Origin of the sequence: Bradyrhizobium hipponense (assembly GCF_008123965.1) — a bacterium.
GTDB lineage: Bacteria > Pseudomonadota > Alphaproteobacteria > Rhizobiales > Xanthobacteraceae > Bradyrhizobium > Bradyrhizobium hipponense.
In genome coordinates this window covers 147,047-170,394 of sequence record NZ_VSTH01000078.1, presented here as the reverse complement: position 1 = coordinate 170,394, position 23,348 = coordinate 147,047, and the positions used below count along the sequence as shown (strand labels likewise).

Below are 23,348 nucleotides of genomic sequence, written 5' to 3'. Positions count from 1 at the left end.
CGGCTGGGTTGTCGGTGTTCAGTTTAGGAGTAGTCCCATGCCACGCCTTTTGCTCGTTGCCCAGGAGACCGGCGGTGTCGGTAAGTCCACGCTCACCCGTGGGGTCGCGGAAGCCGTGCCCGACGCGCCGATCATCGAGTTGGAGTCCACGCCCCGCATCCTGGAGTACGACCACAGCAAGACCAAGGGTCCGAAGCGGGTTTCGCATTTCCCGGTGCGTGCCGACCGTGCCTCCATCGACCGTACCGGCGGCCAGGCCGCTCGTGCCGAGTTCGATGGGCCGATCAACGCCATGGTCGGCGCCGAGTTGCCGACCATCATCGACGTCGGCGCCAACACCGCATCGTCGTTGCTGGCTTCATTCGACGACGAGTTCGTAGCGGGCATCGCGGACACCCAGATCGAAGTGGCGCTCGTCGTGGTCGTGACCGCCGACGCCGCGGCGTTGACCGACGGCGCCAAGCTCCTGGCATCCTCGAAGCGCTGGGCCAAGGCTCGCTTCGTGGTCGAGAACAAGCTGCGGGGCGACGTCGACCCCGCGATGCTGAAGCGGGTCGCCGACGGCGCGCAGGTCACGGTGCTGCCGAAGTTCGAGTTCGAACCGCGCACCCTCGGCTTCCTCCAGGCCACAGGACTCTGTGCCATCCCGCAGTTGAAGTCGTCCGACTTCCAGAAGGAGTACGGCTTCAACGAGGCACGGCGCATGGTGAGCGACCTCAAGGCCTTCCGCCTCGCGGTGATGGAAGCGGTCCGCCCCGCAGCGACCTGGCTCGCGTCATGAGCCAGCGCCTGGAAACCTTGCGCAAGCGGTTCATCGACGCGAAGGCTGACGCCGATGCGTCGAACCGCGAGATGCGCCTGGCGAGCGTCGCCAAGCTCGCCGAACTTCGCGCTTTGCCGGACCCCACCGCACGTCTGGCGGGCCTGAAGGATCCGGCGTTGCTTCCCTACGACCGCGAGATGCTGGAGCGCACGGTCGCAGATTTGTTGCCACGGCGCCGCATCAGGCTTCCTCGTACGATCGGGGAAACCATGCGGTCGGGAATCCGGCACGCCCGCTACCATTGGCGGGGTTTGGTGGTGCTCACCCTGATCTCGATCCCCGTCACGGTGATCGGCGGCTTTGCTGTCCATAACACCGGTCACGCGATAGTTCATTTCGACCGAGAGCTCGACCTGACCTGGACATTTCCGGACGGGCATACCGAACTTCGTCGCCTGCCGACCGACACTGCGGTTGTCGTGATGGGCCGGAATGCGGCTGGAGACGTTCGGCTGCGGTTCTGGTCGGCCGAAGAAGGGCACCTCGAAGCCATCATGCCGGCAGAAGCCTACGACCGTTTCGTAACCTCCACCTCGGAGTAATCAGGTGTTCTGGAAGATCTTCGTGCCCCTCACCATGATGGCCTTCGTGCTCGGCTTTCCTGTCGCCGAATTCATGGTGCACGGCCTCGACGCCTCGCTGTGGCCGAACACGATCCAGGCTCCCTCCGCCTGGTTTAGCGCGATGCTGCACAGTTGGGGTCGGGATTCGCTGCTCGCCTACCGTGACATGGCGTTCGGCCAGACCAAGGCCTTGGGCCCCTATGGCCGGGCTGCTCTCGCCTCGATCCTGGCGGGCCCTCTCCTGGCGTTTGTCGCTTGCTTTGTGCCGTACTATGGCCCCCGGCGTGACCCCCGCGGCACGTATGGCGATGCCCGGTGGGCCAGCCGCAAAGAGCGCGGCCGGATGCGGATCGGCCTTGAACTCGGCCTCGATCCCGATACCCGGCGGCCGGTTCGGGTCTCGACCGAAAGCCACATCGTCACCATTGCGCCGCCGCGTACGGGCAAAACGTCAGGGCTGTTGATCCCCAATCTCGCGGTACCCGACCACACGGGCTGGTACGGGCCCGCCATCGTCATCGATCCGAAGGGCGAGGCTTATCGCGCGGTGGCCGAGCGCCGGAGGGCGCTCGGGCGAACCGTGCGCTGCCTGGACCCGATCGGAATTGTCGGCGGCTCAGATAGTTGGAATCCGCTTGCAACGATGGACCCGGAGGACATCCTGCATCTGCAGCGTGTCGCCCGCGCGCTGTTGCCGGAGCAAGCCAATGGCGAGGCGGTGTATTTCCAGAACCGCGCGGTCGACGTCATCGTCGGCGCCTTCCTGGTGGCGCATGCAGCCAATTGCGCAACACCTGCAAATGCCGCCTGGCTGTTGGCGAACCTGGAGACCTTCGAAAAGAGGCTGATGCTGCTGAAGGGAAACGCGGCGGCGGCCGCCAGCGCTGTGCTTGCCATGGATCCCAAGGGCCGGGATTCGATCGTGTCTACCGCAGCCCAAGCCTTTAGTTGGTGCGCGGACAAAAGGCTGCAGCGGCTCACGTACAAGAGCACCTTCTCCATGTCGGATGTGACGACCGGCAACATGGACCTGTTCATCACGTTGCCCGCCGAGGATATGAAGACGCTGACCCCGCTGATGCGATGGTTGCTCTGCGAGCTCTTTACCGCTGTCCGGCGCCGCCGGGCCCGGGAGCCGATCATGTGCTTCATCGACGAGGCGGCGACCCTCGGCCGTTTCGAGGAGCTCTTGGTCGCTGCCGGCGAGCTTCCCGGACAAAATCTGCGGCTCTGGACGTTCTGGCAAAGCCGAAGCCAGATCATCGACATCAACGGCGCGGATGGTGCCCGTACCCTGCTCAACACGGCGGAGTTCACCACTTATTCCGATCTACCGTTGATCGATCCGGACGAACGCGAATTTCTCTCGCGGTCGATCGGTGACTACACCCTGATGGAATCGGTCGAGACCAGGGACGAAAACACTGGAAAGACCACCCGGGCTTTTCAGCCCAAAGCGGTGCGCTTGATGACGGAGGATGCCATCGGCCAGGTCCCGACAACCGACCTGATCGTGTTTCCCAACAGCAAGCGGTACACCAAGCGTCCGATGATTCTGCGCAAGACCGCCCACAGCGATTCCCGACTGACGAATCTTATCGTCTCCGAGCAGCGCTGAGGAATATCGTCGAGAAGGATTTGACTCAAGTAGGGGGTGATCGCGGCAGCATCGCCAAGCTGGAGCTTCGTGGCAGTGATGCTCATGCTCTTCAAATGAGAATTCTTCTCAAGGTGCGGACCGTTCTTCCTCGCGAGCCGGGCCGATAGGCCCGGCGAGCGGCAGGCGCGGCCACGCGTCAACCGCCGATCCGGCAGCCGGATCGGCGGCAAATTACCTTCTTTCGCTCAGATGGGGCATCAGCCGTGCAGCCGGGGGAGCAGCTGCACGGCTGATGCGATGCTCAGGCGGCCTGCTCCAACAATCGCTTTGCCTTACCCTCAAGATCAAGGCGCACATCCTGATGAGCCTTGCCGCGGGCAAGCGCCGTGATCCCCTGCACGAAATCGAAAACGCTTTCCGGGGGGCGCCCTTCCTCCTGCAACACGGTTGCAATGATCTTGGCAGTCTCCGCCTTGGAGAACCCGCGCTTGCGCAGGAAGCCGTCTCGGTCCTCCTCTGTCCGGGCAACGATCCGCTCGCGTGCGGCTCTTATCCCCGCGATGAACGGGGTGGCCGAGGAGTTGGCAAAGCTTGTCAGGGCGGGAGCCGCTTCGTGCGCAAAGCGCTGCGCCGCGAACTTGGAATGGCGGATGGTGATTTGCTCGAAATTCTCGACGCCCCAAAGGTTGCGGTTCATACAGACCGCGCGGAGATAGAAGCTCGCGATTCCAAGCGTCTTGCTGCCGACTTCACTATTCCAGCAATAAAATCCCCGGAAATAAAAATCCGGCGACCCGTCCGCCAGGCGCCCCGCTTCAATCGGGTTGGTGTCGTCGACGAGAAACAGAAACACGTCGCGGTCGCTGGCGTAAAGCGTGGTTGTTTCCTTGGTCACGTCCACAAAGGGATTGTGGGTCATGGTCGCCCAATCCAGCACGCCCGGGACCTTCCATCTTGTGTCACCGCTCCCATTGCCGGCGATCTTCATCACGGCGGCCGTAAGTTCGTGATCCCAGATACGCCCGTAGTCCGGACCAGTCACTGCGCGAAGCTCGACCCGCCCATCATCGGCTTCGAGTGTTTTCAATAGCTCTCCACGATGTGACAGCAAACCGTGTTGCAGGTTGATCCCGGCAAGCGGCGCAGGAAGCTGCCGCATGTAAGATGTCGGGGCGCCGACAAGGCTGCACAATTGCCCAAAGCTCCAATGCGTTGGTGCGACCAGTGCGCTGCGGCCTGGCACCGCTAATGCCAGTTGTTCGGCGTTGTCGCGGCTTGCCTCCACCCGCACGGCTCGGCTCTCAAGGGTGCGGGTTTGGGCGCAATCAGCGCGGCGGCGCACTGCGTCATGAAGATCGGTCAGGCTGAGATAACGCTCGTCATCGGGGCGGGAAAACCACTCCGAAGACACGCGGCCGATGCGTTCGCCGCGCGCCACGTTCACACGAAAGCCGCTGGAAACAGGTTGCTCGTTCCGGGTCACGGTCATCATGGTCATTGGTCTTTCTCCTATGGGCTTGGGTTGAAGCGCAGCGCTGCGCTGCAACCCTGCCCGTCGGCGAGACCGGGGTAGCAAGAGCAAGGGCGGCGGGACGCGGAGGGGGATCACCCGCCCAAAGGGGCGCGCGTCCAGCGCGCGTCTGCACGCGCCTAACGACCATGTCGTTCAAAACTTTCGTGGGCGCGGAAGACCGGGGAAACCGCTCCAGCCGGCACCGGCTTCGGTGCTTCACCCTTGCTCGCGCGAGGGCGGAGCCCTTAGCAATCGTCCTGAAAAAGTATGCCCGAGGTTCTCGCCGAAGGTCTTCCACTCTTCCTTCTGCGCGTCGGGCCATAGGCACGGAAAAGAGCCCCGCCTCCGAGGAGGCGGGGCGGATCGGTTCGGCGGGTTACTCGCCGTTGCGGCGGGACCAGATCAGCGTGTAGCTGTCGTCGCCTTCGCCCTTGACCAGCGAGGCGTAGATCGGGGCCGGGAAGCTCGGATCGTCGAGCTTGACGGAGAGATATTCGCGGTCGGTCTCCCGCGCGGTCTTCTTCCACGCTGCACCGAACTCGGTCGCACCCGACCGGATGCGATAGTCCGGCGCCTTGTCGTTGTCCTTTTCGGATGCGACGAAGGTTGCCTTGACGTTGAGCGTAAGCGTCTTGACCGAGCCAGTGAAGCCGTTGTTCGACGCGGTGAAGGTGCCGATGGTAGCCATGGTGTCTCCGTTCTGTTGTCGGGCCGCGACCGTCGCAGCCTTGATGGCGGTCCTTGGCCCGGGGAGCGATCGGCCCGCAGCCGTCAGGCCCGCAGCAGAGCGTAGGACGGCGTGAGACGGCTTTTTTGTCTCCCGCGAGGAATGCCGCCACTTCGCGGCAGGGGAAAAAAGCCGGCGAAGCCGTTGCGGGAAGGCGATCGAGGCTCTTGCCGTCCCTCGGGACTGATCCGTCCATTCGAGGTTGCAGAGGACGCGGCGCGTGAACGAACCGGCGGAGACACCGTGGCTAAGATCATCCAACCATCACAAGGAAAACGGCTCACGGACGGCGCAGAGACGCTTGCTGGCGCATCAACGACGACAAAGATCCGACATGGGGACCGACACCTTTCGATTTCGCATCTGTGCGCGCACATTCGGATGCCTCTGGAAGACCTCGCGGAGTTGAGCCCGTGATGCGATCTCGACGTGAGACTCCGATCGTTCAGACGGTAGACCTCGTAAAAAGGGCCGCAACGACGAGCTGCTCCACGCAGAGCTGGTCTCGCCGCAACGGCGACTGATCCGGCCGGATCGAACGACCACCAATCCTCTTGGTGGCGGGACCACAAACGTGCCCAGACGCGCCTCTTCTTGCCTTGCTTTCGAAATGCTAACGGTCGGGATATGGGAATCGTGATGATGGCCGCGCGCCGTAAGGCGCGCGGCCCAAAAATTCGACAGTTGCGGGCGAGAAGGCCGGGACCGCAAGACGGTCCCGGCCTTGCCGATCACTCGGCCGCGTTGGCGTAGGCGTTCGCAGGCCCATCCGTGGCAGCATCCGCCGCTGATTGCGTCACGTCCTGCTGCGCGGCTTTCGGCAACCGTATCAGCGCAGGCAGCCAATCCGTTGTAGCCAGCAACTGCTCGGCAGCTTCCGCCATGTCCGGCTTCTTCATGTCGGCCATGCGGTCCGCTGCCTCAGCGCTGACGGCTTCCCGCACCGCTTCGATGATGCGCGCCTTGGTGACGCGCCCGAAATAGGTTCGCACCGTCGGTCGCCAATAGCCGGTCATGTCGAGAGCTACGGCTTCGGCCAGACTATCGGCAGTTGCCAGCGCACGCGGTCGATGATCGCGCGGCAATTTGACGGCGTTGACGGTCAGAGCCGCGCAATGCGCAAAGATCGCCATGCGGCTGTCGTGGTCGAGGGCAACGACGAATGCCCAGAGATCGGCGACATCTCGCGGCAACTGCGCCGCCCAGCGCGCGTGGCGATCCGACCAAGACAGGCCCGCTTCGGTATCCGCTATTCCGTCCGCGTGAGAGCCAAGGAACAAGCTGCCCGGACGAATATCGAGGACATTGGCCTCGGCTCCCCGATAAAACGTCTGCGCCACCAGCGCATGGGTGACGGCGACAAGCGCGACGTCGGGTTGCTCCGACAAGGCCAGACGAAGGCCAAGGGTTCGGTGCGCCGTCAGGTCGGCGACGCTCTCGCGCTCGGTTACGCCGATACGAGCGGCATGCATTTCAGCGCTGGTCGGGCGTAGCGCCGAGCGAATGGCGGACCAGCTGATTGGTTTTGGCCCGACCCGGTTATTGACGTGACCACACGTCAGGCTCAAGTCGAGCCTATAGTAACGAGAGGTGACCACCCCACCCCACAAGCAGACCCGCACCTTGCTGCAGCCGGTATGTGATGAAAGGGCTCCGCGATTGTAACGCCGAACGCAGCGCGGTTCTTGCAGCACCGAATTTCCTGATCGAAGGCGACGCAGGCGCCCCGGCTGGCGCCAATCATTCGACGTGAGTAGGTAATGAGAATGGCTCTTTTAGTGCTTCGATCAGGAAGCCGTGGGGCCCCAAAACGGGTGGGGTACTTCTGACAAAAAATAGACCCTCGACGCCGCCACGTTCAGCGGATCGGCTGCTTACCTATTGCTTACCCGACGCGACGCCCCGAAAGGCGGGGAATTGCAGAAATGCCTTGAAATCCTGGCGCGCCACGGCCGATGAAGATGGGCACTATTGTTTCGCCGTGGCGCTATGATGCTGCAGCCCGCCACGCGCTCCAATCGGCCAATCTGCGACGGCTTGCGATCTTGCGCTACGCCTCACGGACCAGGTTCTTGCCGGTCTCACCGGCTGGGGTCGGACGGTCTACTTCAAATAACCTACGTAGTAGATTCCGATCACGTTTTTCGACGAATCCCGTATCGGCTTGTACCCTGTGATGTAGGGTTTGCCGAGGATGTCCACCTCTCCATAGAACGCTTCGTCTTTCCTGATGGACTCGATCGCTTTGCCTTTGGGATCCAGAATGGTTCCGATCGCTCGCGAGCCATCATCCTTTTTCACGTTGGTGGTGACGCGGACATATTCCTCACCGCTCTTCACGAAGATCGTGGCCGTCCCCTGAGCTTGCTTCACGACCTCATCAACCAAGTCGAAATTGTTGTTCATCTTGGTTGAACCAAAATAAATGGCAGGCACCTCCTTACCAGCGACAGCATCGGTCCCTTCGATCCTTGGCGGACCTAGTTTGTTCGCCATCGACTCCAAGAACTCCATCGCCGTCTTCACCTTAGCATCCTGAGCTTGGCCAACGTTCGGCAGAAGCATCGCTGCCCCGATCAGGTACGTGACTGTCAAGATGCCGATAGCAATTTGCTTGAAGTTCATGAGCGTTCCTCCTTGAAAAACGCCTGCGTGCGTCAGGGTCCTCACCGCATTTCGGTGACGGCTCGGAGGATCAGGCTGTAGCGGTTTGGTTCGATGTCACGCTATGACCTCGCACTTATGGGCGTGTCGACGCGCGTCTTGACCAAGTCCGGCACAATAATAGCCATGCGCTTGATCACTTGTGATGATAGGGGAAAGTAGGTCGCAGTGCCATCTTGATCCGCAGACCGCAGAGCGAGCGACGGTAATATAAAAGCGACGGTGTCGCTCCGGGCCGTCGGGGGTCGTAAGTGTTTGTTTGCACGTTGTTTTGAATGGCACTGCAACGGCACCGTGCAAAGCGCTTCAGTGCCGCTTGAATGAAAAAGGCATTTGGAATCAATATGCCGAGCGCCACGCATCGCAGCGTAGCGGTTTGCCGCGCGTGCTCGGGAAGATGCCCGGCCATGATCGCATGGGAGGCCGCTGCCACCCTGCTGCGCTATGCCGAGGCAACCGGCAGCAAGTTCCACGTGAGGCTGTCGGCGGCTTGATGCGGCGCTTGCCGGCGGCAGGGAATGAAATCGCGCAAATTCGCAGAATGGCGCGCCACGGCCGATGAAGGTGGGCACTATTGCTTCGCCGTGGCACTATGATTTCTAAGCCTGCCGTGCGCTCCAATAGCCAAAGCTGCGGCGGGATGCGGTTCGCGCTATGCTTGGTTGGCGGCCGGTCGTGCCGATACGGCAGGGTGCCCCGTCCCCCCTTCAGAGCGCCCGCTGCGATCGAACCCGGCGACGGACACAATGTGCCAAGAACCGCTTATGTCGCCCTCGGTGGCTGGGTCTAATCACCCAAGGTGCTGCTCTCGCTCGCGCGTGTTATTATCCTTGCCGAATTCGTCCCAGGAGAACCGCACCCATGAAGCGCATAGGCATCATCGTTGCCGGCTCAGCCTACCCAATGGATGGTTTCAAGTCGGGACTCCGGGACCTGGGGTGGGTTGAAGGCGAAGGCGTCAGCTTTGAAATACGAGCAGCCGAAGGACAACTGCAGCGGCTGCCTGAATTTGCCTCCGAAATGGTCAGCCTGGGTGTCGACCTTATCGCCGTCATTGGAGCGGTGACGGTGCGAGCGGTTCGCAAGGCTACCTCGACCATACCAATTGTATTCGCGGTTGTGGTCGAGCCGATCGGAGATGGATTGGCCACGAACCTCGCGCATCCCGGCGGAAACGTTACAGGGGTCACTACCTTTTGACCCGCAGCAGGCCGCAACACAATTGCGGTTTCTCAGCGCCGTGATTCCTGGCCTTGAACGTGTCGCTATCCTTAGCGATCTCGGCGTTTCTGACTGCATGTCAAATTCGAACCGGGAAGCAACGCTTGCTTTGCAACTCCGCCCCCAAGTGATCCGCGTCGAGGCGCCTGCTCCGGATTACGAGAGTGCCTTTGCGGCAATGGAGCGCGAGCGCGCACAGGCGCTAGTCGTCCTTGAAGAGCCGATCAACCAGGCTTGCAGGAAACAGATAGCGGATTTGGCTGCGGCCCACCGTCTACCCACGGTCTTTCCAATATCGATGCTCGATGCGGGCGGCTTGATCGCTTACGGGACTAGTCTGCGCAACGCGACGCAACGCATGGCCGGCTATGCCGACAAGATCTTCCGAGGGTCCAATCCAGGCGACATACCGATTGAGGCAGCGTTGTCGCATGAGCTCGTGGTCAACCTTCAAACCGCACAGCAACTTGGCGTCACCGTCCCATCTCGAGTACTCGCGCAGGCGGATCAAATTATCCAGTGACCGTATCGCAGTTGTGTGGTGACCGTCATATCCGGCCGAAGAGCGGCAAAGAACCGCGTGAAATCGGCGCTGGCAGGATGCCCCGTAGTGCTCTGGCGAAGTGGCGCGCCACGGCCGATGAAGATGGGCACTATTGCTTCGCCGTGGCGCTATGAAGCAGCACTCGAAATCGCGCTGCGACCGACGAACGCACTCATTCCCGGCCATCGGCGCGATGACAACTTGAAGCTTGCTTGCTCAGGCAGCGAAGACGAAGCGTGTCCCCGTGTAGGAGCGCAGGAGCTTATTTGGCATCTCGGCCCTGGCGATCTCGTAGAACGACTCGCCGGTGCAATGCAGTGGGATGACGTAGTCGATATCGATCTCCCTCAGCGCTTTGATCGTGTCGCGTACATAGTCTTCCTTATAGGGGCGAGGTGGAATCCGCCGATCACCGCGTGAACTTTGTTGATCCCGGAAGCCGCTTGGGCCTGCTTGATCGCGTTGATCACGCCGCGATGGCTGCATGAAGTCAAAACGATAAGCCCGCGTCCTTTGAGGTTGAACGCGGCGGCGATCTCATGCCGGAACTGGTCGGGAGTGACCGTCTTTGTCCGCTCGTCCTCCGGAAGCCGGTCGGCATAGCAGCCCATCCCGTGGTCCACTCCGATCTTCATGGCGCTGGGCGACAGGAGCTTCTCAAAGCTCGCTTGGCCGATCTGCCCCGTGGTGAATCCGTGACCACCTACCAGCGCCGGTCCTTCGGCATATGTGACCGCAAGATCGGCGTTTTCCAGCGCTTTGCGATCCAAGGTGCCGAAGTCGCCGCGCGCCGGCGGGGCCGTCCACTCGCGCGAGCAGAACGCCTCCTCGCCGCCGACATAAATCGGCAGCTTGGCTTTCAGCTTGCCCTTGTTGTGCCGCAGGAAGCCGGCGAGACCGCCGAAATGATCGTAGTGACCGTGACTCAGAACGAGGGCGTCGAGCTGCGCCGGATCGATGCCGATGAGATCGGTGTTGTTGATCAGCGCGTCCGGCGTGAAGCCGAAATCCATCAAGACATTTCGTACCTCAGTGCCGCGCCGCGACTCGACGTGCATCGACAGGCCGAACTCGCTGATCAGCGTTTTACCAGGCGGCTTGCCGCCGCCAATGCCCCAGCCGAAGTGTTCGATGTCGACATCGGTCACCTTCCGGCTGGGCGCGACCGCGAATTGGTAGCTGTCCACGATGACACGTATGGCTACCCGGTCGATTTCCGGAACCGCGCCCGAGATCGTTTCAGCGCGTACTGGCTTCGCGCCGCCTATCAGCATCGTCACAATCGCGGTGAACATGGCAGCGCCGCCGCCGCACACAACATCACGCCGACGCATTGCGTTGCACTGGCAAATTAACATGACGAAATCCTCCTTTTGCGTGGCCTCTGCTGCCGCAAGGCGTCACGGACACACACTCCAGGGCGGAGGCGTTGGGGTGCCGAACACGCCAGCGTCTGGCAGCTCGCACACCGAGGATTAGAGGCATGCTATTCCGGGCTGGACACTATAGCGAGTCTCATTCGGGACGAGCGGGGCCGAGCGCAGTTTTGACGGCAAGATAAAAGCGACGGTGTCGCTCCGGGCCGTCGGGGGTCGTAAGTGTTTGTCTGCACATTGATTTGAGTGGCACTGCAGCGGCACCGCATGAAGTTGGCCTGGTGCCGCTCGAACCGAGAAAGCATTCAAAATCAACGTTCCGAGCGCCATAGTTCGCAGCATAGCGTCTTGTTGCGCGTGCTCGGCGGGATGTCCGGCCAAGATCGCATGGGAGGCCGCTGCCGGACCAACGGAGCGCCGTCAAGGCTCGCGCTGCGCGCGACCGGCTCCGCCGGCTCGCGGCCTTGACTGCGCTCCGCTGGCCCGGCTCTTTTGCTTCCATGCGTTCATAGCCTGCTCTGCGCGATCGCGCTCATGCTGCAGAGAAAGTGCGAGTTCGCAGGGCTACGGCGTGACTTGGCGTGGACATCGGCTGTTCTGTGGATCGGTCAGGCTTGCCACAGTGGCGCCATGGCTCCCCCTCACAAATCGCAGCTACGGCGTCCGCCGGACCGGGCCCCACTTGACGATCTCTACGATTATGCGCGTGCGCCCGCGCGTCCTGGTCGACGACGAGCGAAGCGCGCTTCGGTGACATTGGCGGTGACGGACGACTGGCCTAAGGACGTGCCGGTGACCGAAGCCGAGATCGATGTCTTCGAAGCCTGGTTCGGTGATCTGTTCGACGAGTTGTTTGGAAAGTGCTAGGGGAATCACCATGGCTGCAACGGTTCGGGCGGCGCTCTACCTGCGGGTCTCGACGGGACGGCAAGCCGATAGCGATCTCTCCATCCCAGATCAGCGCCGCCAAGCGAAAGGCTATTGCGCCTCCCGCGGCTGGGAGATTGTTGCCGATTATGTCGAGCCCGGCGCCTCCGCGACCGACGATCGGCGGCCGGAGTTCCAGCGCATGATCGACGCGGCGACCACCAAGCCGCCGACGTTCGACGTGATCCTGGTCCACAGCTTCAGCCGCTTCTTTCGCGACCAGTTCCAGCTTGAGTTTTACGTCCGCCGGCTTGCCAAGAACGGCGTGCGGCTGGTGTCGATCACCCAGGAGCTCGGCGACGATCCGATGAGCAACATGATCCGCCAGATCATGGCGCTGTTCGACGAATACCAGTCCAAGGAGAATGCCAAGCACACGCTGCGGGCGATGAACGAGAATGCGCGTCAAGGCTTCTGGAATGGCGCGCTGCCGCCGATCGGCTACCGCATCGTGGAGGCCGCCGAGCAGCGCGGCCATCGCACGAAGAAGACACTGGAGATCGATCCCATCCAGGCCGAAACCGTGCAGTTGATCTTCCGCCTGGCGCGCGAGGGAAACGGTTCATCGGGGGCAATGGGCGTCAAATCGATTGCCAAACATCTGAATGAATCCGGCATCCGAACCCGCGACGGCGGACGCTGGGGCGTCGACGCCGTGCACAAGGTGCTCACACGAACGACGTATATCGGCCGCCACCGCTTCAACACCAAATACTGGAAAACGCGCGAGCGCAAACCGGAGGCCGAGGTGGTCGAAATGGCGGTGCCGCCGATCATCGACTTGGCCGAGTTCGAGACCGTGCAGACGCTGCTCAAGACGCGCTGCCCCGCTCTAACCGCGCCGCGCGTCGTCAGCGGCCCGCCCCTCCTTACCGGCATCTGCTTCTGCGCCGCTTGCGGTGGCGCGATGACGCTACGAACCGGGAAGAGCGGGAGATACAAGTATTACACCTGCTCGACAAAAGCGCGCCAGGGCGAGACCGGATGCAAGGGTCGGACTGTTCCAATGGAAAAGCTCGACAGTGTGTTGGCCGAACACATCGAGCACCGTCTTTTGCAGCCCAAACGTCTCGAGCACATCCTGTCACGCGTGCTCGACCGTCGTGAGGAACGTGCCACGCGTCGAACGTCGTATATCGCCGAATTGCGCAAGCGTGCGGCCGAAGCGGAAGCCAAACTCAAGCGGCTGTACGATGCCATCGAAAACGGCATCGCCGACGTGTCCGATCCGCTGCTCAAGGAGCGCGTGACCGAGCTGAAGGCCGTCCGCGACCAGGCCGGCGCCGACGCAGAGCGGGCCGAGGGCGCGCTCGATCGGCTCGGGCCGAGCGTCACACCGCAGGCCTTGAAGACCTTCGCCAGGCAGGCCCGCAGGCGCATGAGGATTGAGTCGGGCGGCTACCGTCGCGATCACGTCCGCGCCCTGGCTCAGCGCGTCGAGGTGGACGCGAAAGAAGTTCGCATCATGGGGTCGAAAAGCGTACTGCTGCGCACGCTCGTCGCCGCTGAAAGCGCAAAAACGCCAGGTTTTGGAGTGCCCAGTTTTGTACCGAAGTGGCGCACCCGACACGATTCGAACGTGTGACCTTTGCCTTCGGAGGGCGGAGCCCTTAGCTCGTGAAGTGAGCCGGATGGAAGAGAGCGTGCGGGGTGGCGCATTGACGGGTATCGTCCGGGTTGGTCGGTTCAGCGCGGCGGTTTGCAATAGCTGCAATTTTAACGGCTTTTATCTTCGGTTTGAGGCGAAGGCGTTCACGCGAGCTCAAACCTTCTGGCCTATCCCTGTTTCCTGAAAGCTCAGGACGGTTCTGCCAGTTCTCGCACCTCCACGCGCCGATGTAAGCGGATCGAAGTGCGGTCCGGTTACGCGCGGTCGGAATGAAGGCAGCCACTCTGACATCCAACGAACAATTGCTAGAAGCATTATACAAAAGCGGACGGAACGATGAGCCTGGAAGTCCTGAGAAGAGCAGCCTCAACCCTCGGCGGCAGCGAAGACACCGACTATGTTGATGGTCCTGAAATCCCAGCTCATCTTCATCTCGACGAGCCGCCGCGGCCTTGGGATGCCGAGTACACTCATTCGGTGTTCTTCAACCCAGATCGATTTCCGACGGACGCAGAGCGCGACGAGTTGCTGGAGCGCGTTCGTCGCCAATTCCCTGAAAACCTTAGGTGGTGCCTCGAGCCGGTAAGCGCACTGACTTTGCACGGTCGCATGCACATCTACAGCGCGCATCATACCACGCTTTTCGAGCAAAATGGATACGTCGCGGAGATTGAACCGCCGCGATTCAAAAGCGGCCCTCGCGCAACGCGTTCGCTGCGAAGCCAGCAGGCTTGGGACGCGTTTTATGCGAATTGCACGATCGCGGAGGCCGTCGTCGATGCCTGGCTCAGGCTACCGGCGGGGCTGCGAGCACGCACCGTGTTCGAGGATCTGCGAGTGGATGCCGTCGCTCCGATGGTCGGCCGACTCGACGATAACGCCCCTACAAAAGGCGCAAGCGTCCTGTATAACTACCATGGGATGTTGGTCGCGCCGCGTGGTCTTCTAGCCAGCCGGCGTGAGGGGGGAGAACCCTGGATCGCATACCCGGCCGAACCTGTCACATTGAGAACTGCTTTTGCAAACGGTCGAAGAGTCCTGAACGCCTGGACCAGTGACGACCGTCGCAGCATTCGGCAACGGATCTATAAGGAGATCCGAGCCTGGTCGGAGCTTCAGCGAGGCCAGTTCAGGATCGACGCGATCGTCTTATGGATCGCGCAGACCCTCGGCATCCTTCGCGTCCAGGCAACCGAATGGAAGCTCCGCGAGAAACCCAGCTACGTGCGAAGCGGAACTCGCGAGTTCGAAGGTGACGAACACGCTTTTCCGACCAAGGCTGATTTCGTGCGCGAGGAGTTTCGTTCGCTCACGGATGGGCTTCGGGGAGAACTCCCGAATTTCCGTGCTCCAATTATCAAACGCCCGCCCGTGACTGCGCGAGCGGACGTCATATCGCTTCTTGCCGGAGGGATCGGCCTCGAGGACGAAGCGATTTGGCGAGACGATCGGATACACCGGGACAACTTGGCAAGGCAGGAGCTCGGCTATCTCGCAAGCTGGATCGGCGAACTGAAACGATTTCATCGGGCCACGTTGACAGCGGGAGTTGCACGGTTGATGGAGGAGGTTGTTAGCGAGGAGCCGGCGAGCCTTCAAGAACTCGACATGACCAACGACGACTTGTCGGGACCTCGCTTGATCAAGGCGCAATTTCCTGTCGCTGTTTGGCGCCAAACGCTCGATTTTGCGGCGGAAGCGCTGCAACATTCGGATGGGATTGAGATTCAATACCGCTGGAATGACAACCCCACCGATCCAGTTGCCGTTCTGCGCGACAACGACACGATCGTCATCGTCGGACCGCTGCTGGATTTGAGTGCGGAGCGGCGCGCAGGGTGGGCAACCCGCGCAGATCGTTTCCAAGAGACCCGCTCTCTACGGTTCTGAGAGCTCCAGGGCCAGGCGGCGGCATCAGTGATGCCGTCGCTTTGCTCCGAATATTTGGCGCGCATTCCGACGAAGTCGGCCAGGGATACCGAGCGACACCGGCCGCCTGTACCGATGGAAGCCGGCCGGGGATTTCCGATGCTCGCTTTAGTGCGGTTAATGTCTCAGCCTTTCGCAAGCCTCGATTTTTGCAATGCAACTCACGGAAGCCCTTTCAGGTCTTGGATGTCGGTCGATCGGTTCGGCTAACCGATCGGGTTCGCGGGTCGGATGCCAGTAGGTACCGATTGGACTCGAATCCCAGTCTAACGAAAGGCTCAGCACAATGTGTGCCGACCATGAGACCGACGACGCCCTCAAAGTGCGGAAGTGCCGCGCGCTTCTCGATCCTCTGATGGAGATCTGCGCCACGGAAGAGCTGGCACTTGAGATGTGGAGGCGAATCATTGGCCTTCACTTCGACGGGGTGAATCCGCCGGTGTTGCACGATCAGGATGTCCGGACGCTGGCCGGCTGGCTGAACGGCGCAACAAAAGCGGTGGTCGAACTCACGAACTCGGACTTCTTCGACAAGAAGTCCTGACTTCGGAAGCATCGCCCCCAAAGAAAGAAGAGCCCGGCGAGGAATCGTCCGGCTCTTCTCATTGCTCAGTCGCAATAATCGTGAATTTGCGTTGCAATGCGGTGCAAATCACGCCGGCACTATGCGTGATTGAGATGGCCTACTTTGATGGAGGCGATCGTAACAGCAGAGGACGCGGCCGTGAGCCGCGCCCCCCTTGGCTCAGAAGCGGTCCGAGACGGACGCGCACCTCTTTGCGAAGCTTCCGTGCTCATCAACCATCACGGCCGCGGTCAAGGTCGACAGCAAGGAGGTAATGACAACCGCGCGCAATAGCCGGGTCATACGCGGCAGCAGCAGCCTCTTGAGCACTGCGATGTCCGGCTCCTGATGATCGATGACGTACCATCGGAGATCTGCGCCAGTGCGAATGCCGACGACAACACCGGCAACCACGCAGACCCAATCCCAAAACGTCGTCCGCAGATAGCAATCGGGATGCCCAGCCGGCGAACCACCGAACCAGGTTTCGAGGGCATTCAAGCTCCATCCCTCAAGATTGAGCATCAGGATGCCAGAGACGCCCCAACAGGCGACAACCGTCAGCACCATGGCTGCGAAACCAAAAGTGCCGTTGGCCAAGCCATTGATCGCCGAGGCCGGGGTGACGGGATTTCCCCGAACCCTCTCCTGTTCCGCAACCCTCAGCAGCTCGCGGAGCGCGGGCCACAGCCGTTTCAGATCGTGATGCACTAGCAGTCTCCCTCGTTGCATTAACGCGGTCGCTTAACTGGTCGCCACCGCAATGAGGGCGAATGTAGGAGGGGTGTTGCGGCCGTGATTTGCAATGCAATGGAAAATGCTGGCCGGCTCGCGAGCCAAAGTGAGCGACGTAACAATGAAAAAGCTGGTTCCGCCACTGCCTACTGGCCCGTCGCGCCACGTACTGTGCTCGCGCTTCGAAGGAGTACCATCAGGTATTCACAATAAGATGGCGGACTTGTTGAGCAGCGCGCGAAGGCCGTCTCACTGTGTCTTTTTCTTTCAACAGGTTTAACGGAGTATCCAGCGACATCAGCCGAGTTCAGAACTATCGATTTGCATTGCAAAACAAAGCCTATGCGAATTTTGCGATGCAAATCACGCCGGCACTATCCGTGATCGAGATGGCCTCCTTCGATGGAGGCTTCCATGGTTGCGACAATCGCAGCTGGCACAACGGCACAGTATTATTCCCGGCAGTCCGAATACTATCTCGGCGGCGGCGAGCCTGCGGGCCGTTGGATTTCGTCCACCAATAATTTCGGCGTCGAGCATGGCGCAGAAATTGACAACACGCTTTTCGAACGCCTTCACGCTTGCCTCGACACCGATGGCCAACCGCTGCTGTCCAATAGCGGCGGCACGAAGAAGCGCGTCGGCGGCATCGATCTCACGCTGTCAGCACCCAAGTCGGTCTCCGTTGCGTATGCCCTCGCCAGCGACGAGACAAGGCGCGCCATTGAGAAGGCTCAGCACGAAGCGTGTGAAGCAACAATCGCTTTCCTCGAAAGGAATGCCGCCTTTTGCCGTCGCGGCAAGAACGGCCATCGGCTCGAACGAGCAACGCTGACGGTTGCCTCGTTCCAGCATGGCGAAGCGCGTCCCGTCGAGCACGATGACGGCAAGGTCTACGCGGACCCGAATTTGCACAGTCACGCAATTCTGCTGAATTTTTCGCTGCGTGAAGACGGCACCGTGGGCGCCTTGGATGCGAGGCACTTATTCGCTCACAAGATGGCGGCCGGATCATTATACCATCTCGCATTTTCTTCAAATTTGAAGAAAATTGGTTTCGAAATCGGGGAGATCGGCAAGAACGGCATCTTCGAGATCGTCGCGCCGGAGAACAACGCGGAGCAAAAAGAACAAGCGCGAAAATTCCGCGACCTGCAGCATCACTGGTCCGGGCGCCGGAGAGAGGTGGAGCAGGCGATTGCCGCGGAAGGCCTGTCGACCGCAGAGGCGCCGGCCCTGGCAGCGGCGATCGCGCTGGGGACCCGGTCGTCGAAGACCGAGGAACGCACGATCGACCGTTTCGAACTGTGGGCCAGCGAGGCCGGACGATTTCTGACGGTCGATCGTTTCGTCGAGTCCATGCGGACGTACCGCGAGATCGACCCAGCTAGGCGCGAAGAGATCATTGCGGAGCGCGTGGCAGCGATCCCCGGCGAGTTGACCGAGCACGAGAGCGTCTTTGAAAAGCGGCACCTCTATGCCGCGGTGGCAAGCTGCCTCGTGGGCACGGGGGTAGATGCCGCGCGGGTCGAGGTGGAAGTCGAACGCCTGATCGAAACTGGCGTTGTCGTCGAGCTCGGCCGCGACGCCCTGCAGCAGGCGGTCTATTCGACGCCCGAGCAAATCGCGATTGAGCGTGAGCTGGTCTCCCTTACCGAGCGCCTGGCACGGGAGCACCGGCCGGCACCGGATCCCGATTACGTTCTGCGACTGTGCCGGGAACGCGGACTCTCGGAGGAGCAGACCAGGGCCGCCCAAGCGGCGACATCGTCAGCCGCAATCGGGGCAATCGAGGGGGCGGCCGGCTCGGGCAAGACCCACTTGCTCGCCAGCGTCGTGGCCGCGCACATCGATGCTGGCCGGCGCGTGATTTTCGCCGCGACGGCTTGGAAGATCGCTCTGGAAGGGCAGGCGCTCGGCATCGAATCGCGGGCGATAGACTCTTGGCTGGCGCAAACGACGCAGCCGTTCCTGGATAGCAACACGGTGCTCATCGTCGATGAAGCGGGCCTTTTGTCGTCGCGCCAGATGCACGCAATCGTCAGCAAGGCAGTGCAGGCAGGCGCCAGGCTGTTGTGCGTGGGGGAGCGCAGGCAACTTTTGCCGATCGGCGGCGGCAGCGGCCTTTCCATCGTCGCCAGCGTCACGGATACCGCGCGCGTTGAGACGATCGTTCGGCAGCGCCAGCGCTGGATGCGCGAGGCCATCACTGATTTCGCAAACGGACGAGCCGAAGCGGGCCTGCAAGCGTTCGATGAGCGCGGCTGTCTGACCTTCGCTGCTGGCGAAAAGGCAGCGGTCAGGGCTCTGGTCGACGCCTGGGAGAAAACCCAAACCGTCGTCACTAACCCGAACGTGCTGCTGATCGCCAAGACGAATGCTCAGATTCGCGCGGTGAACGACGAGGTGCGGGCGCGGCTGAAGCGCGTTGGACTGATCGGGGGCATTGAGATCGCCATCCCCGCGGTGACGCCGTCGGGCCACGGTCAGACGCTTGAATTCGCGGTCGGCGACCGGGTGCGTTTCCTGGTCCGTCATGACGGGCTCGGCGTCATCAACGGCACCACGGCGACCATCACCGATATCGAGAATGCCGCCACGCTCGATCCGATCATCCGCGTGTCGGTCGATGGCCGACTTGCGTCATTCAGGGTCTCCGATCTCGCCGACGAGCATGGCCGCGCGCGGCTTGGGCATGCCTACAGCACAACCATTTACGGCGCCCAAGGCCTGACCACGGATCAGGCTTTCGTCTGGGCGGACCCCGCCATGACGCGGCATGACGCGTATGTGGCCTTTTCCAGAGCCCGGGACCACGTGGGCATCTACGCCGACTCGCGGCAGTGCGAGGCCCAGGCGCGGCTGGATCTCCCCCTCTCCGAGCGGCGCGGGGCGAAGATCTCGGCCGAGACCCGCCTGAGTTGGCTCGCAGCCAGATTGTCCCGTGTCCAGGTGAAGACCTCGACGCTCGATCCAGCCCTCGAATTGGCTGGACGGACGCCTGACCGGATCCGTGAGCACGACCGGTCCCGGAGTTACGACCGTGGCTAAGTCGCAAAAGACACGGCGGCAACCGCCGCGGATCGCGTCATCAGCCGACCGTCCCCAACGGGCACGCCGGCCCGCGGGACGCGCGACGCCAGACGATCCGATCGTGCTCGACGACCTACCGAAGCGGATTCCTGTGACCGCGCGGGAGCTGGACACGATCCAGATCTACCTGGGCGACCTGATCGATCGGCTGATCGCGGACGCCGTCTCCCCCGCCGGCACCAAGCCTGTTTCCACCCCGAAGGCCGGGAAGCCCGTCGGGGTCCCGCCCCTAGAGCGTGACTAGTAACGCCATGTGCCCTCCTGACCAACACTCTGATGAAACTGACGACGCGGACAATGCAGCCGGCGGCACCGATCGGGCTGCGCAGCCCAATACCATCGTCGGCCCCTTGACGGACGAGGAGCTCCGGGCCGGCGGCATGAAGAGCGCCGTGGCCTTTGTCCGGACCGAGAGGTCGAAGGCTTCAATCCGTAAGGAAAGGCACCGCAAGAAGCAGGAAAACGCCGGCAAGCGCCAGATGAACCTCTCTGTTCCCAAGGACGATCGCTCGCGTGCCAATATGCGCAGCGCCGCAATCGCGATCGAAGACGCGGTCTTCCATCGCGCCCTTGAACTGCTCCTGGCTGATGAGGATCTGCGTCCCTTGGTTGCTGACGTTGCTGCCCAGCCCGAATTGCGCGTGTTCGTTGAACTTCTCCAGCGAGGGCCGGCTGCAACACAGTCCCTGGAGGCCGCCAAACTCATCATGGCCGACCCGGAGATCACGGCGCTGATGCAGCGCGTGAGCGCGACGCGCCGCGTGCGAGACGCGGCGGCCATCGCGGCTGCCAATCCCGAATTCGTCTTCTTTGGCCGCAAAGCCGTGACTGAACGCAGCGTATGCGCCTGGCTGGCGCGGCTCCTGCTGAGGATCCGCAAGACTCGAACAAGCGATGACGGCACCACGGTAGAGGCCGGCCATTGAGAGTTCTGACTACCCACGAACACGGGAGACTCTGATTTCCGAATCTTGTCGAGCAAACCAACATGATCGGTGTTCGACTTGCAAAAAATAGACTTTGCAGCACCTCCCGGAACTGCGAAAGTCAGAGATGAAGAGGCTCGGTGACATGAGTAAACACGGGCATAAGCCGAATATCGCGATCGATCCCAACGCGTCCCGCGTCGCGTTCTACTTGCGCGTCTCAACGGATCGGCAAGCAAAACACGATCTCTCCATTCCAGATCAGCGGGCGCAGATGCTCGCTTGGTGTGAGGCCAAGGGCCATCAGACCGTCGCTGAATTTATCGAACCCGGCGCCTCGGCCACCGACGACAAGCGCCCCATATTCCAGCAGATGATTGAGCGCGCCTGCGACGGCGAGCATGCGTTCGATGTCATCGCGGTGCATAGCTATAGCCGGTTCTTCCGCGATGCTTTCGGTCAGGAATTCTATCTGCGAAAGCTGGCCAAGCACGGCGTCAAGCTCGTTTCGATCACGCAGCCGCTTGGTGATGACGATGATCCCGTGCAGGCGAAGATGCGCAAGGTCATCGCACTGTTTGACGAGTATCAGTCCAAGGAAAACGCAAAGCACGTCATCAGAAACATGAAAGCGAACGCTCAGCATGGCTTCTGGAACGGCTCGCCGGTCCCGTCGGACCGGCACCTCGAAGACCGGCCTCGTCCATCGCTACTATTCCTGTTCGACCTGTAATCGAAAGGGAAAGACCGTGTGCAAAGGCCGGTCGATCCGCATGGACAAGCTGGACACGCTGGTCACGACGCACCTGACTGAGCGACTGTTCCAGCCCGAGCGGCTGGCTGAAATCCTTTCCTCGCTTTCCTCGCGCCGCGCGGAAAAGGCAGACGCCGTGAACGCGCGCATCACGGCACTCCAGCGGGAGGTCACCGATGCGGACGACAAGCTCAAGCGCCTTTAAAAACTCATCGAAGACGGCGTCACCGAAGTCGATGATGTCCTCAAGGACCGCTTGAACGTTCTCAAGGCTGATCGGGATCGCTCAAAGGCCGCTCTCGAACGTGCCAAGTCACACTCATCGAACGCGATCCAGATCGCCCCAGCATTGCTGGAGCAGTTCGGGCGCACGATGCGAGAGAACTTCGCCTCGGGCTCTATCCCGTTCCGGAAAGCCTACCTGCAGTCTCTCATTAGCGTGGTCGAGGTTGATGACACCGCGGTCCGCATCAAGGGCAGCAAGGATGTGCTCGAAAGGGCCGTCTTGGCCAGTCGGAACGGCACGGTCCCGGGTTCGCAGATGAGTACTGAGTGGCGCGCCATTCCGAATAAAAACTACGAACTCTTGTGCCATTGAAATGGCTAGGTAATTTTTGGTGTCTTTGAAAATCATTCCGGGTGTAGGTCCAAATTCCGATCTCAAGCTTATCGAGGCCGCGGACGACAACTGCGAAATGGCCGATGTTGGAGAATCCCGGTCGCAAGCCTGGCATTGCTGGTGCGGGAAGTGCCGAGGCGCGATCCGCTGAGCGGCGATCTGTTGAAGGTGATCTGGCATGCTTGCCTTTGCCGGTCTTGCGAACAGGGGGACTCCAGAGCGGCCGCGTCAATCAGTTCGTCGGGCAGACCAGCTCAGGCCTAGCCTCGAACCGCCGGGTGATCAACCGCACTGTCGAGGGCACCAGGCCCATCCCCCGCACGATCTCGCGGCTCGGAAGCCCAGCGGGCTTCATGCTGATCACATCGCGCACACGGCGCATCGCAAGGCTCTTCGTCTGCATCCAGGGTCCCCCTTCGCAACGCCGGAAGGAGGCCCCTATGGGGCCAGAAGAGGCCACGTCACCCCAGCGACGTCATCCCGGACTACCGGGCGAGATCGTCTCGGAACCGGTGGCGACTCCAAATCGAAATGGTGAGCGAGATCATCTCGCAACGATGGATGGCATCGAGCGGAATCCGCATTGATGAAGCGGATAACGCTCCCCAACGTGATTTCTCGCGGTTCTACAGCGTATCCGGCGTCCTGAGTTCGTGCCGGACCAACTCTTCCCTCAGCTGTCGTTCCGCTTCCAAATAGAACTCTTGATCTCGCCCGTCGGGCATTCCGGCCTGCTGCCACAGCTGATACGCTCGGCGCTCGATGTCCTTTATAGTCGGAGGACCTGCCATGTGCGTTACTCCCGATGAAGCTAAACTGCGGGCTCTTAGACGCCGGCCATTCCGGGCGAGCCCGTCATTGCCGTCGGGCCGTACCAGTAAAAGAGCTGGATGGCCGTCATCCGGACGACGGCTACGTTGGCGGATGGCGCAGCGATAAACGCCTGCTGGGCACTCCACCATGACGGACATGCCGGGGCAACCCGCTCGGGCACCGCGCTCCAGGGGATATTGCCGCGATGACACTCCAACTCGCGATGAGTAGCGCGGCTGCATCAGCCAGGCAGGCCAACGCGTGCTTGACGACTTGCCCTGGTACCATTTGAGGAGACTATGTTGACGAAGCTAACCAAGAGGAAAGCTGTGGGTTGAGCCATCGCT

At 61.5% G+C, this 23,348-nt stretch carries 21 protein-coding genes and 1 pseudogene; 14 read left to right on the top strand and 8 right to left on the bottom strand.

Annotated features, from left to right (window positions below):
- Positions 1–37 precede the first annotated feature (37 nt).
- The 3 genes from FXV83_RS23210 to FXV83_RS23200 are packed head-to-tail and all read left to right on the top strand — an operon-like array spanning position 38 to position 3,004.
- Positions 38–781, top strand: a complete 744-nt coding sequence (locus FXV83_RS23210) for a chromosome partitioning protein (RefSeq protein ID WP_148741689.1) — start codon at positions 38–40, stop codon at positions 779–781.
- Positions 778–1,365, top strand: coding sequence for a hypothetical protein (locus FXV83_RS23205; protein ID WP_148741688.1), 588 nt, complete (start codon positions 778–780; stop codon positions 1,363–1,365). Before FXV83_RS23210 ends, FXV83_RS23205 begins: the two co-directional genes overlap by 4 nt.
- Before the next feature lie 37 nt (positions 1,366–1,402).
- Positions 1,403–3,004 (top strand): type IV secretory system conjugative DNA transfer family protein, encoded by a 1,602-nt coding sequence (locus FXV83_RS23200; protein WP_235940109.1) that lies wholly within the window; start codon positions 1,403–1,405, stop codon positions 3,002–3,004.
- A 283-nt stretch (positions 3,005–3,287) separates the two neighbouring features.
- Here the strand turns inward: FXV83_RS23200 and FXV83_RS23195 are convergent, their stop codons facing one another.
- From FXV83_RS23195 to FXV83_RS23180, 4 genes and pseudogenes are all read right to left on the bottom strand, one after another.
- Positions 3,288–4,484, bottom strand: coding sequence for a DUF932 domain-containing protein (locus tag FXV83_RS23195; RefSeq protein ID WP_430648944.1), 1,197 nt, complete (start codon positions 4,482–4,484; stop codon positions 3,288–3,290).
- 391 nt (positions 4,485–4,875) lie between these two features.
- A complete protein-coding gene (locus FXV83_RS23190) occupies positions 4,876–5,187 on the bottom strand; it encodes a DUF736 domain-containing protein (protein ID WP_148741686.1) in 312 nt (103 codons plus the stop codon).
- A 770-nt stretch (positions 5,188–5,957) separates the two neighbouring features.
- Positions 5,958–6,659: pseudogene (locus FXV83_RS23185) on the bottom strand (chromosome partitioning protein ParB); the annotation flags it as partial.
- A 670-nt stretch (positions 6,660–7,329) separates the two neighbouring features.
- Complete coding sequence (locus tag FXV83_RS23180; RefSeq protein WP_148741685.1) at positions 7,330–7,851, bottom strand: Cache 3/Cache 2 fusion domain-containing protein; 522 nt, start codon at positions 7,849–7,851, stop codon at positions 7,330–7,332.
- A gap of 900 nt (positions 7,852–8,751) precedes the next feature.
- On the opposite strand from FXV83_RS23180, the gene FXV83_RS44950 reads away from it, so the two are divergent.
- Together FXV83_RS44950 and FXV83_RS23170 are read left to right on the top strand one after the other, a co-directional pair.
- The gene (locus tag FXV83_RS44950; RefSeq protein WP_187436095.1) at positions 8,752–9,090 is read left to right on the top strand and encodes an ABC transporter substrate binding protein; all 339 of its coding nucleotides are present in this window, start codon (positions 8,752–8,754) and stop codon (positions 9,088–9,090) included.
- Positions 9,029–9,634: an ABC transporter substrate binding protein gene (locus tag FXV83_RS23170; RefSeq protein ID WP_148741683.1), complete on the top strand. Its 606-nt coding sequence runs from the start codon at positions 9,029–9,031 to the stop codon at positions 9,632–9,634. The genes FXV83_RS44950 and FXV83_RS23170 overlap by 62 nt, the downstream gene beginning before the upstream one ends.
- Positions 9,635–10,002: 368 nt before the next feature.
- Here FXV83_RS23170 and FXV83_RS23165 read toward each other — a convergent pair whose 3' ends face one another.
- Positions 10,003–10,950 (bottom strand): MBL fold metallo-hydrolase, encoded by a 948-nt coding sequence (locus tag FXV83_RS23165; RefSeq protein ID WP_235940107.1) that lies wholly within the window; start codon positions 10,948–10,950, stop codon positions 10,003–10,005.
- A gap of 958 nt (positions 10,951–11,908) precedes the next feature.
- Between FXV83_RS23165 and FXV83_RS23160 the strand changes: the two genes are divergently transcribed.
- The 3 genes from FXV83_RS23160 (at position 11,909) to FXV83_RS23150 (ending at position 16,040) form a co-directional block, all read left to right on the top strand.
- Positions 11,909–13,543, top strand: a complete 1,635-nt coding sequence (locus tag FXV83_RS23160; protein ID WP_148741682.1) for a recombinase family protein — start codon at positions 11,909–11,911, stop codon at positions 13,541–13,543.
- Positions 13,544–13,903: 360 nt separating this feature from the next.
- Positions 13,904–15,457, top strand: coding sequence for a hypothetical protein (locus FXV83_RS23155; protein WP_148741681.1), 1,554 nt, complete (start codon positions 13,904–13,906; stop codon positions 15,455–15,457).
- A 325-nt stretch (positions 15,458–15,782) separates the two neighbouring features.
- Positions 15,783–16,040 carry a hypothetical protein gene (locus tag FXV83_RS23150; RefSeq protein ID WP_148741680.1) on the top strand — a complete coding sequence of 86 codons (258 nt, stop codon included), beginning with the start codon at positions 15,783–15,785 and terminating at the stop codon, positions 16,038–16,040.
- Between the two features lie 201 nt (positions 16,041–16,241).
- Here the strand turns inward: FXV83_RS23150 and FXV83_RS23145 are convergent, their stop codons facing one another.
- Positions 16,242–16,661, bottom strand: coding sequence for a hypothetical protein (locus FXV83_RS23145; RefSeq protein WP_148741679.1), 420 nt, complete (start codon positions 16,659–16,661; stop codon positions 16,242–16,244).
- A 549-nt stretch (positions 16,662–17,210) separates the two neighbouring features.
- Here FXV83_RS23145 and mobF point away from each other — a divergent pair.
- From mobF to FXV83_RS44190, 6 genes are all read left to right on the top strand, one after another.
- Positions 17,211–19,847, top strand: a complete 2,637-nt coding sequence (gene mobF, locus FXV83_RS23140) for a MobF family relaxase (RefSeq protein ID WP_148741678.1) — start codon at positions 17,211–17,213, stop codon at positions 19,845–19,847.
- 103 nt (positions 19,848–19,950) lie between these two features.
- Positions 19,951–20,133, top strand: coding sequence for a hypothetical protein (locus FXV83_RS23135; RefSeq protein WP_148741677.1), 183 nt, complete (start codon positions 19,951–19,953; stop codon positions 20,131–20,133).
- Positions 20,134–20,269: 136 nt separating this feature from the next.
- Positions 20,270–20,815 (top strand): hypothetical protein, encoded by a 546-nt coding sequence (locus FXV83_RS23130; RefSeq protein WP_235940097.1) that lies wholly within the window; start codon positions 20,270–20,272, stop codon positions 20,813–20,815.
- A 145-nt stretch (positions 20,816–20,960) separates the two neighbouring features.
- Positions 20,961–21,548: a recombinase family protein gene (locus FXV83_RS44200; RefSeq protein WP_235940096.1), complete on the top strand. Its 588-nt coding sequence runs from the start codon at positions 20,961–20,963 to the stop codon at positions 21,546–21,548.
- Entirely contained in the window at positions 21,460–21,774 is a 315-nt protein-coding gene (locus FXV83_RS44195) for a recombinase zinc ribbon domain-containing protein (RefSeq protein WP_235940094.1), read from the top strand. Before FXV83_RS44200 ends, FXV83_RS44195 begins: the two co-directional genes overlap by 89 nt.
- Positions 21,775–21,825: 51 nt before the next feature.
- Positions 21,826–22,167, top strand: a complete 342-nt coding sequence (locus FXV83_RS44190; RefSeq protein ID WP_235940092.1) for a hypothetical protein — start codon at positions 21,826–21,828, stop codon at positions 22,165–22,167.
- A gap of 253 nt (positions 22,168–22,420) precedes the next feature.
- Here the strand turns inward: FXV83_RS44190 and FXV83_RS42940 are convergent, their stop codons facing one another.
- Together FXV83_RS42940 and FXV83_RS23120 are read right to left on the bottom strand one after the other, a co-directional pair.
- Positions 22,421–22,591, bottom strand: a complete 171-nt coding sequence (locus tag FXV83_RS42940) for a hypothetical protein (protein ID WP_187436094.1) — start codon at positions 22,589–22,591, stop codon at positions 22,421–22,423.
- 223 nt (positions 22,592–22,814) lie between these two features.
- Complete coding sequence (locus FXV83_RS23120; protein ID WP_148741675.1) at positions 22,815–22,979, bottom strand: DUF2934 domain-containing protein; 165 nt, start codon at positions 22,977–22,979, stop codon at positions 22,815–22,817.
- Between the last annotated feature and the right edge of the window lie 369 nt (positions 22,980–23,348).

Excerpts from the sequence above, each read along its gene's own strand:
- FXV83_RS23190 (WP_148741686.1), bottom strand. The coding sequence starts at position 5,187 with ATGGCTACCATCGGCACCTTCACCGCGTCGAACAACGGCTTCACTGGC.
- FXV83_RS23200 (WP_235940109.1), top strand. The coding sequence starts at position 1,403 with ATGGCCTTCGTGCTCGGCTTTCCTGTCGCCGAATTCATGGTGCACGGC.
- FXV83_RS23195 (WP_430648944.1), bottom strand. The coding sequence starts at position 4,484 with ATGACCATGATGACCGTGACCCGGAACGAGCAACCTGTTTCCAGCGGC.
- FXV83_RS23150 (WP_148741680.1), top strand. The coding sequence starts at position 15,783 with ATGTGTGCCGACCATGAGACCGACGACGCCCTCAAAGTGCGGAAGTGC.
- FXV83_RS23165 (WP_235940107.1), bottom strand. The coding sequence starts at position 10,950 with ATGTTCACCGCGATTGTGACGATGCTGATAGGCGGCGCGAAGCCAGTA.
- FXV83_RS23210 (WP_148741689.1), top strand. The coding sequence starts at position 38 with ATGCCACGCCTTTTGCTCGTTGCCCAGGAGACCGGCGGTGTCGGTAAG.
- FXV83_RS44195 (WP_235940094.1), top strand. The coding sequence starts at position 21,460 with ATGGCTTCTGGAACGGCTCGCCGGTCCCGTCGGACCGGCACCTCGAAG.
- FXV83_RS23155 (WP_148741681.1), top strand. The coding sequence starts at position 13,904 with ATGAGCCTGGAAGTCCTGAGAAGAGCAGCCTCAACCCTCGGCGGCAGC.
- FXV83_RS23170 (WP_148741683.1), top strand. The coding sequence starts at position 9,029 with ATGGATTGGCCACGAACCTCGCGCATCCCGGCGGAAACGTTACAGGGG.
- FXV83_RS44950 (WP_187436095.1), top strand. The coding sequence starts at position 8,752 with ATGAAGCGCATAGGCATCATCGTTGCCGGCTCAGCCTACCCAATGGAT.
- mobF (WP_148741678.1), top strand. The coding sequence starts at position 17,211 with ATGGTTGCGACAATCGCAGCTGGCACAACGGCACAGTATTATTCCCGG.
- FXV83_RS23180 (WP_148741685.1), bottom strand. The coding sequence starts at position 7,851 with ATGAACTTCAAGCAAATTGCTATCGGCATCTTGACAGTCACGTACCTG.
- FXV83_RS23120 (WP_148741675.1), bottom strand. The coding sequence starts at position 22,979 with ATGGCAGGTCCTCCGACTATAAAGGACATCGAGCGCCGAGCGTATCAG.
- FXV83_RS44200 (WP_235940096.1), top strand. The coding sequence starts at position 20,961 with ATGAGTAAACACGGGCATAAGCCGAATATCGCGATCGATCCCAACGCG.
- FXV83_RS23160 (WP_148741682.1), top strand. The coding sequence starts at position 11,909 with ATGGCTGCAACGGTTCGGGCGGCGCTCTACCTGCGGGTCTCGACGGGA.
- FXV83_RS23205 (WP_148741688.1), top strand. The coding sequence starts at position 778 with ATGAGCCAGCGCCTGGAAACCTTGCGCAAGCGGTTCATCGACGCGAAG.
- FXV83_RS23130 (WP_235940097.1), top strand. The coding sequence starts at position 20,270 with ATGAAGAGCGCCGTGGCCTTTGTCCGGACCGAGAGGTCGAAGGCTTCA.
- FXV83_RS42940 (WP_187436094.1), bottom strand. The coding sequence starts at position 22,591 with ATGCAGACGAAGAGCCTTGCGATGCGCCGTGTGCGCGATGTGATCAGC.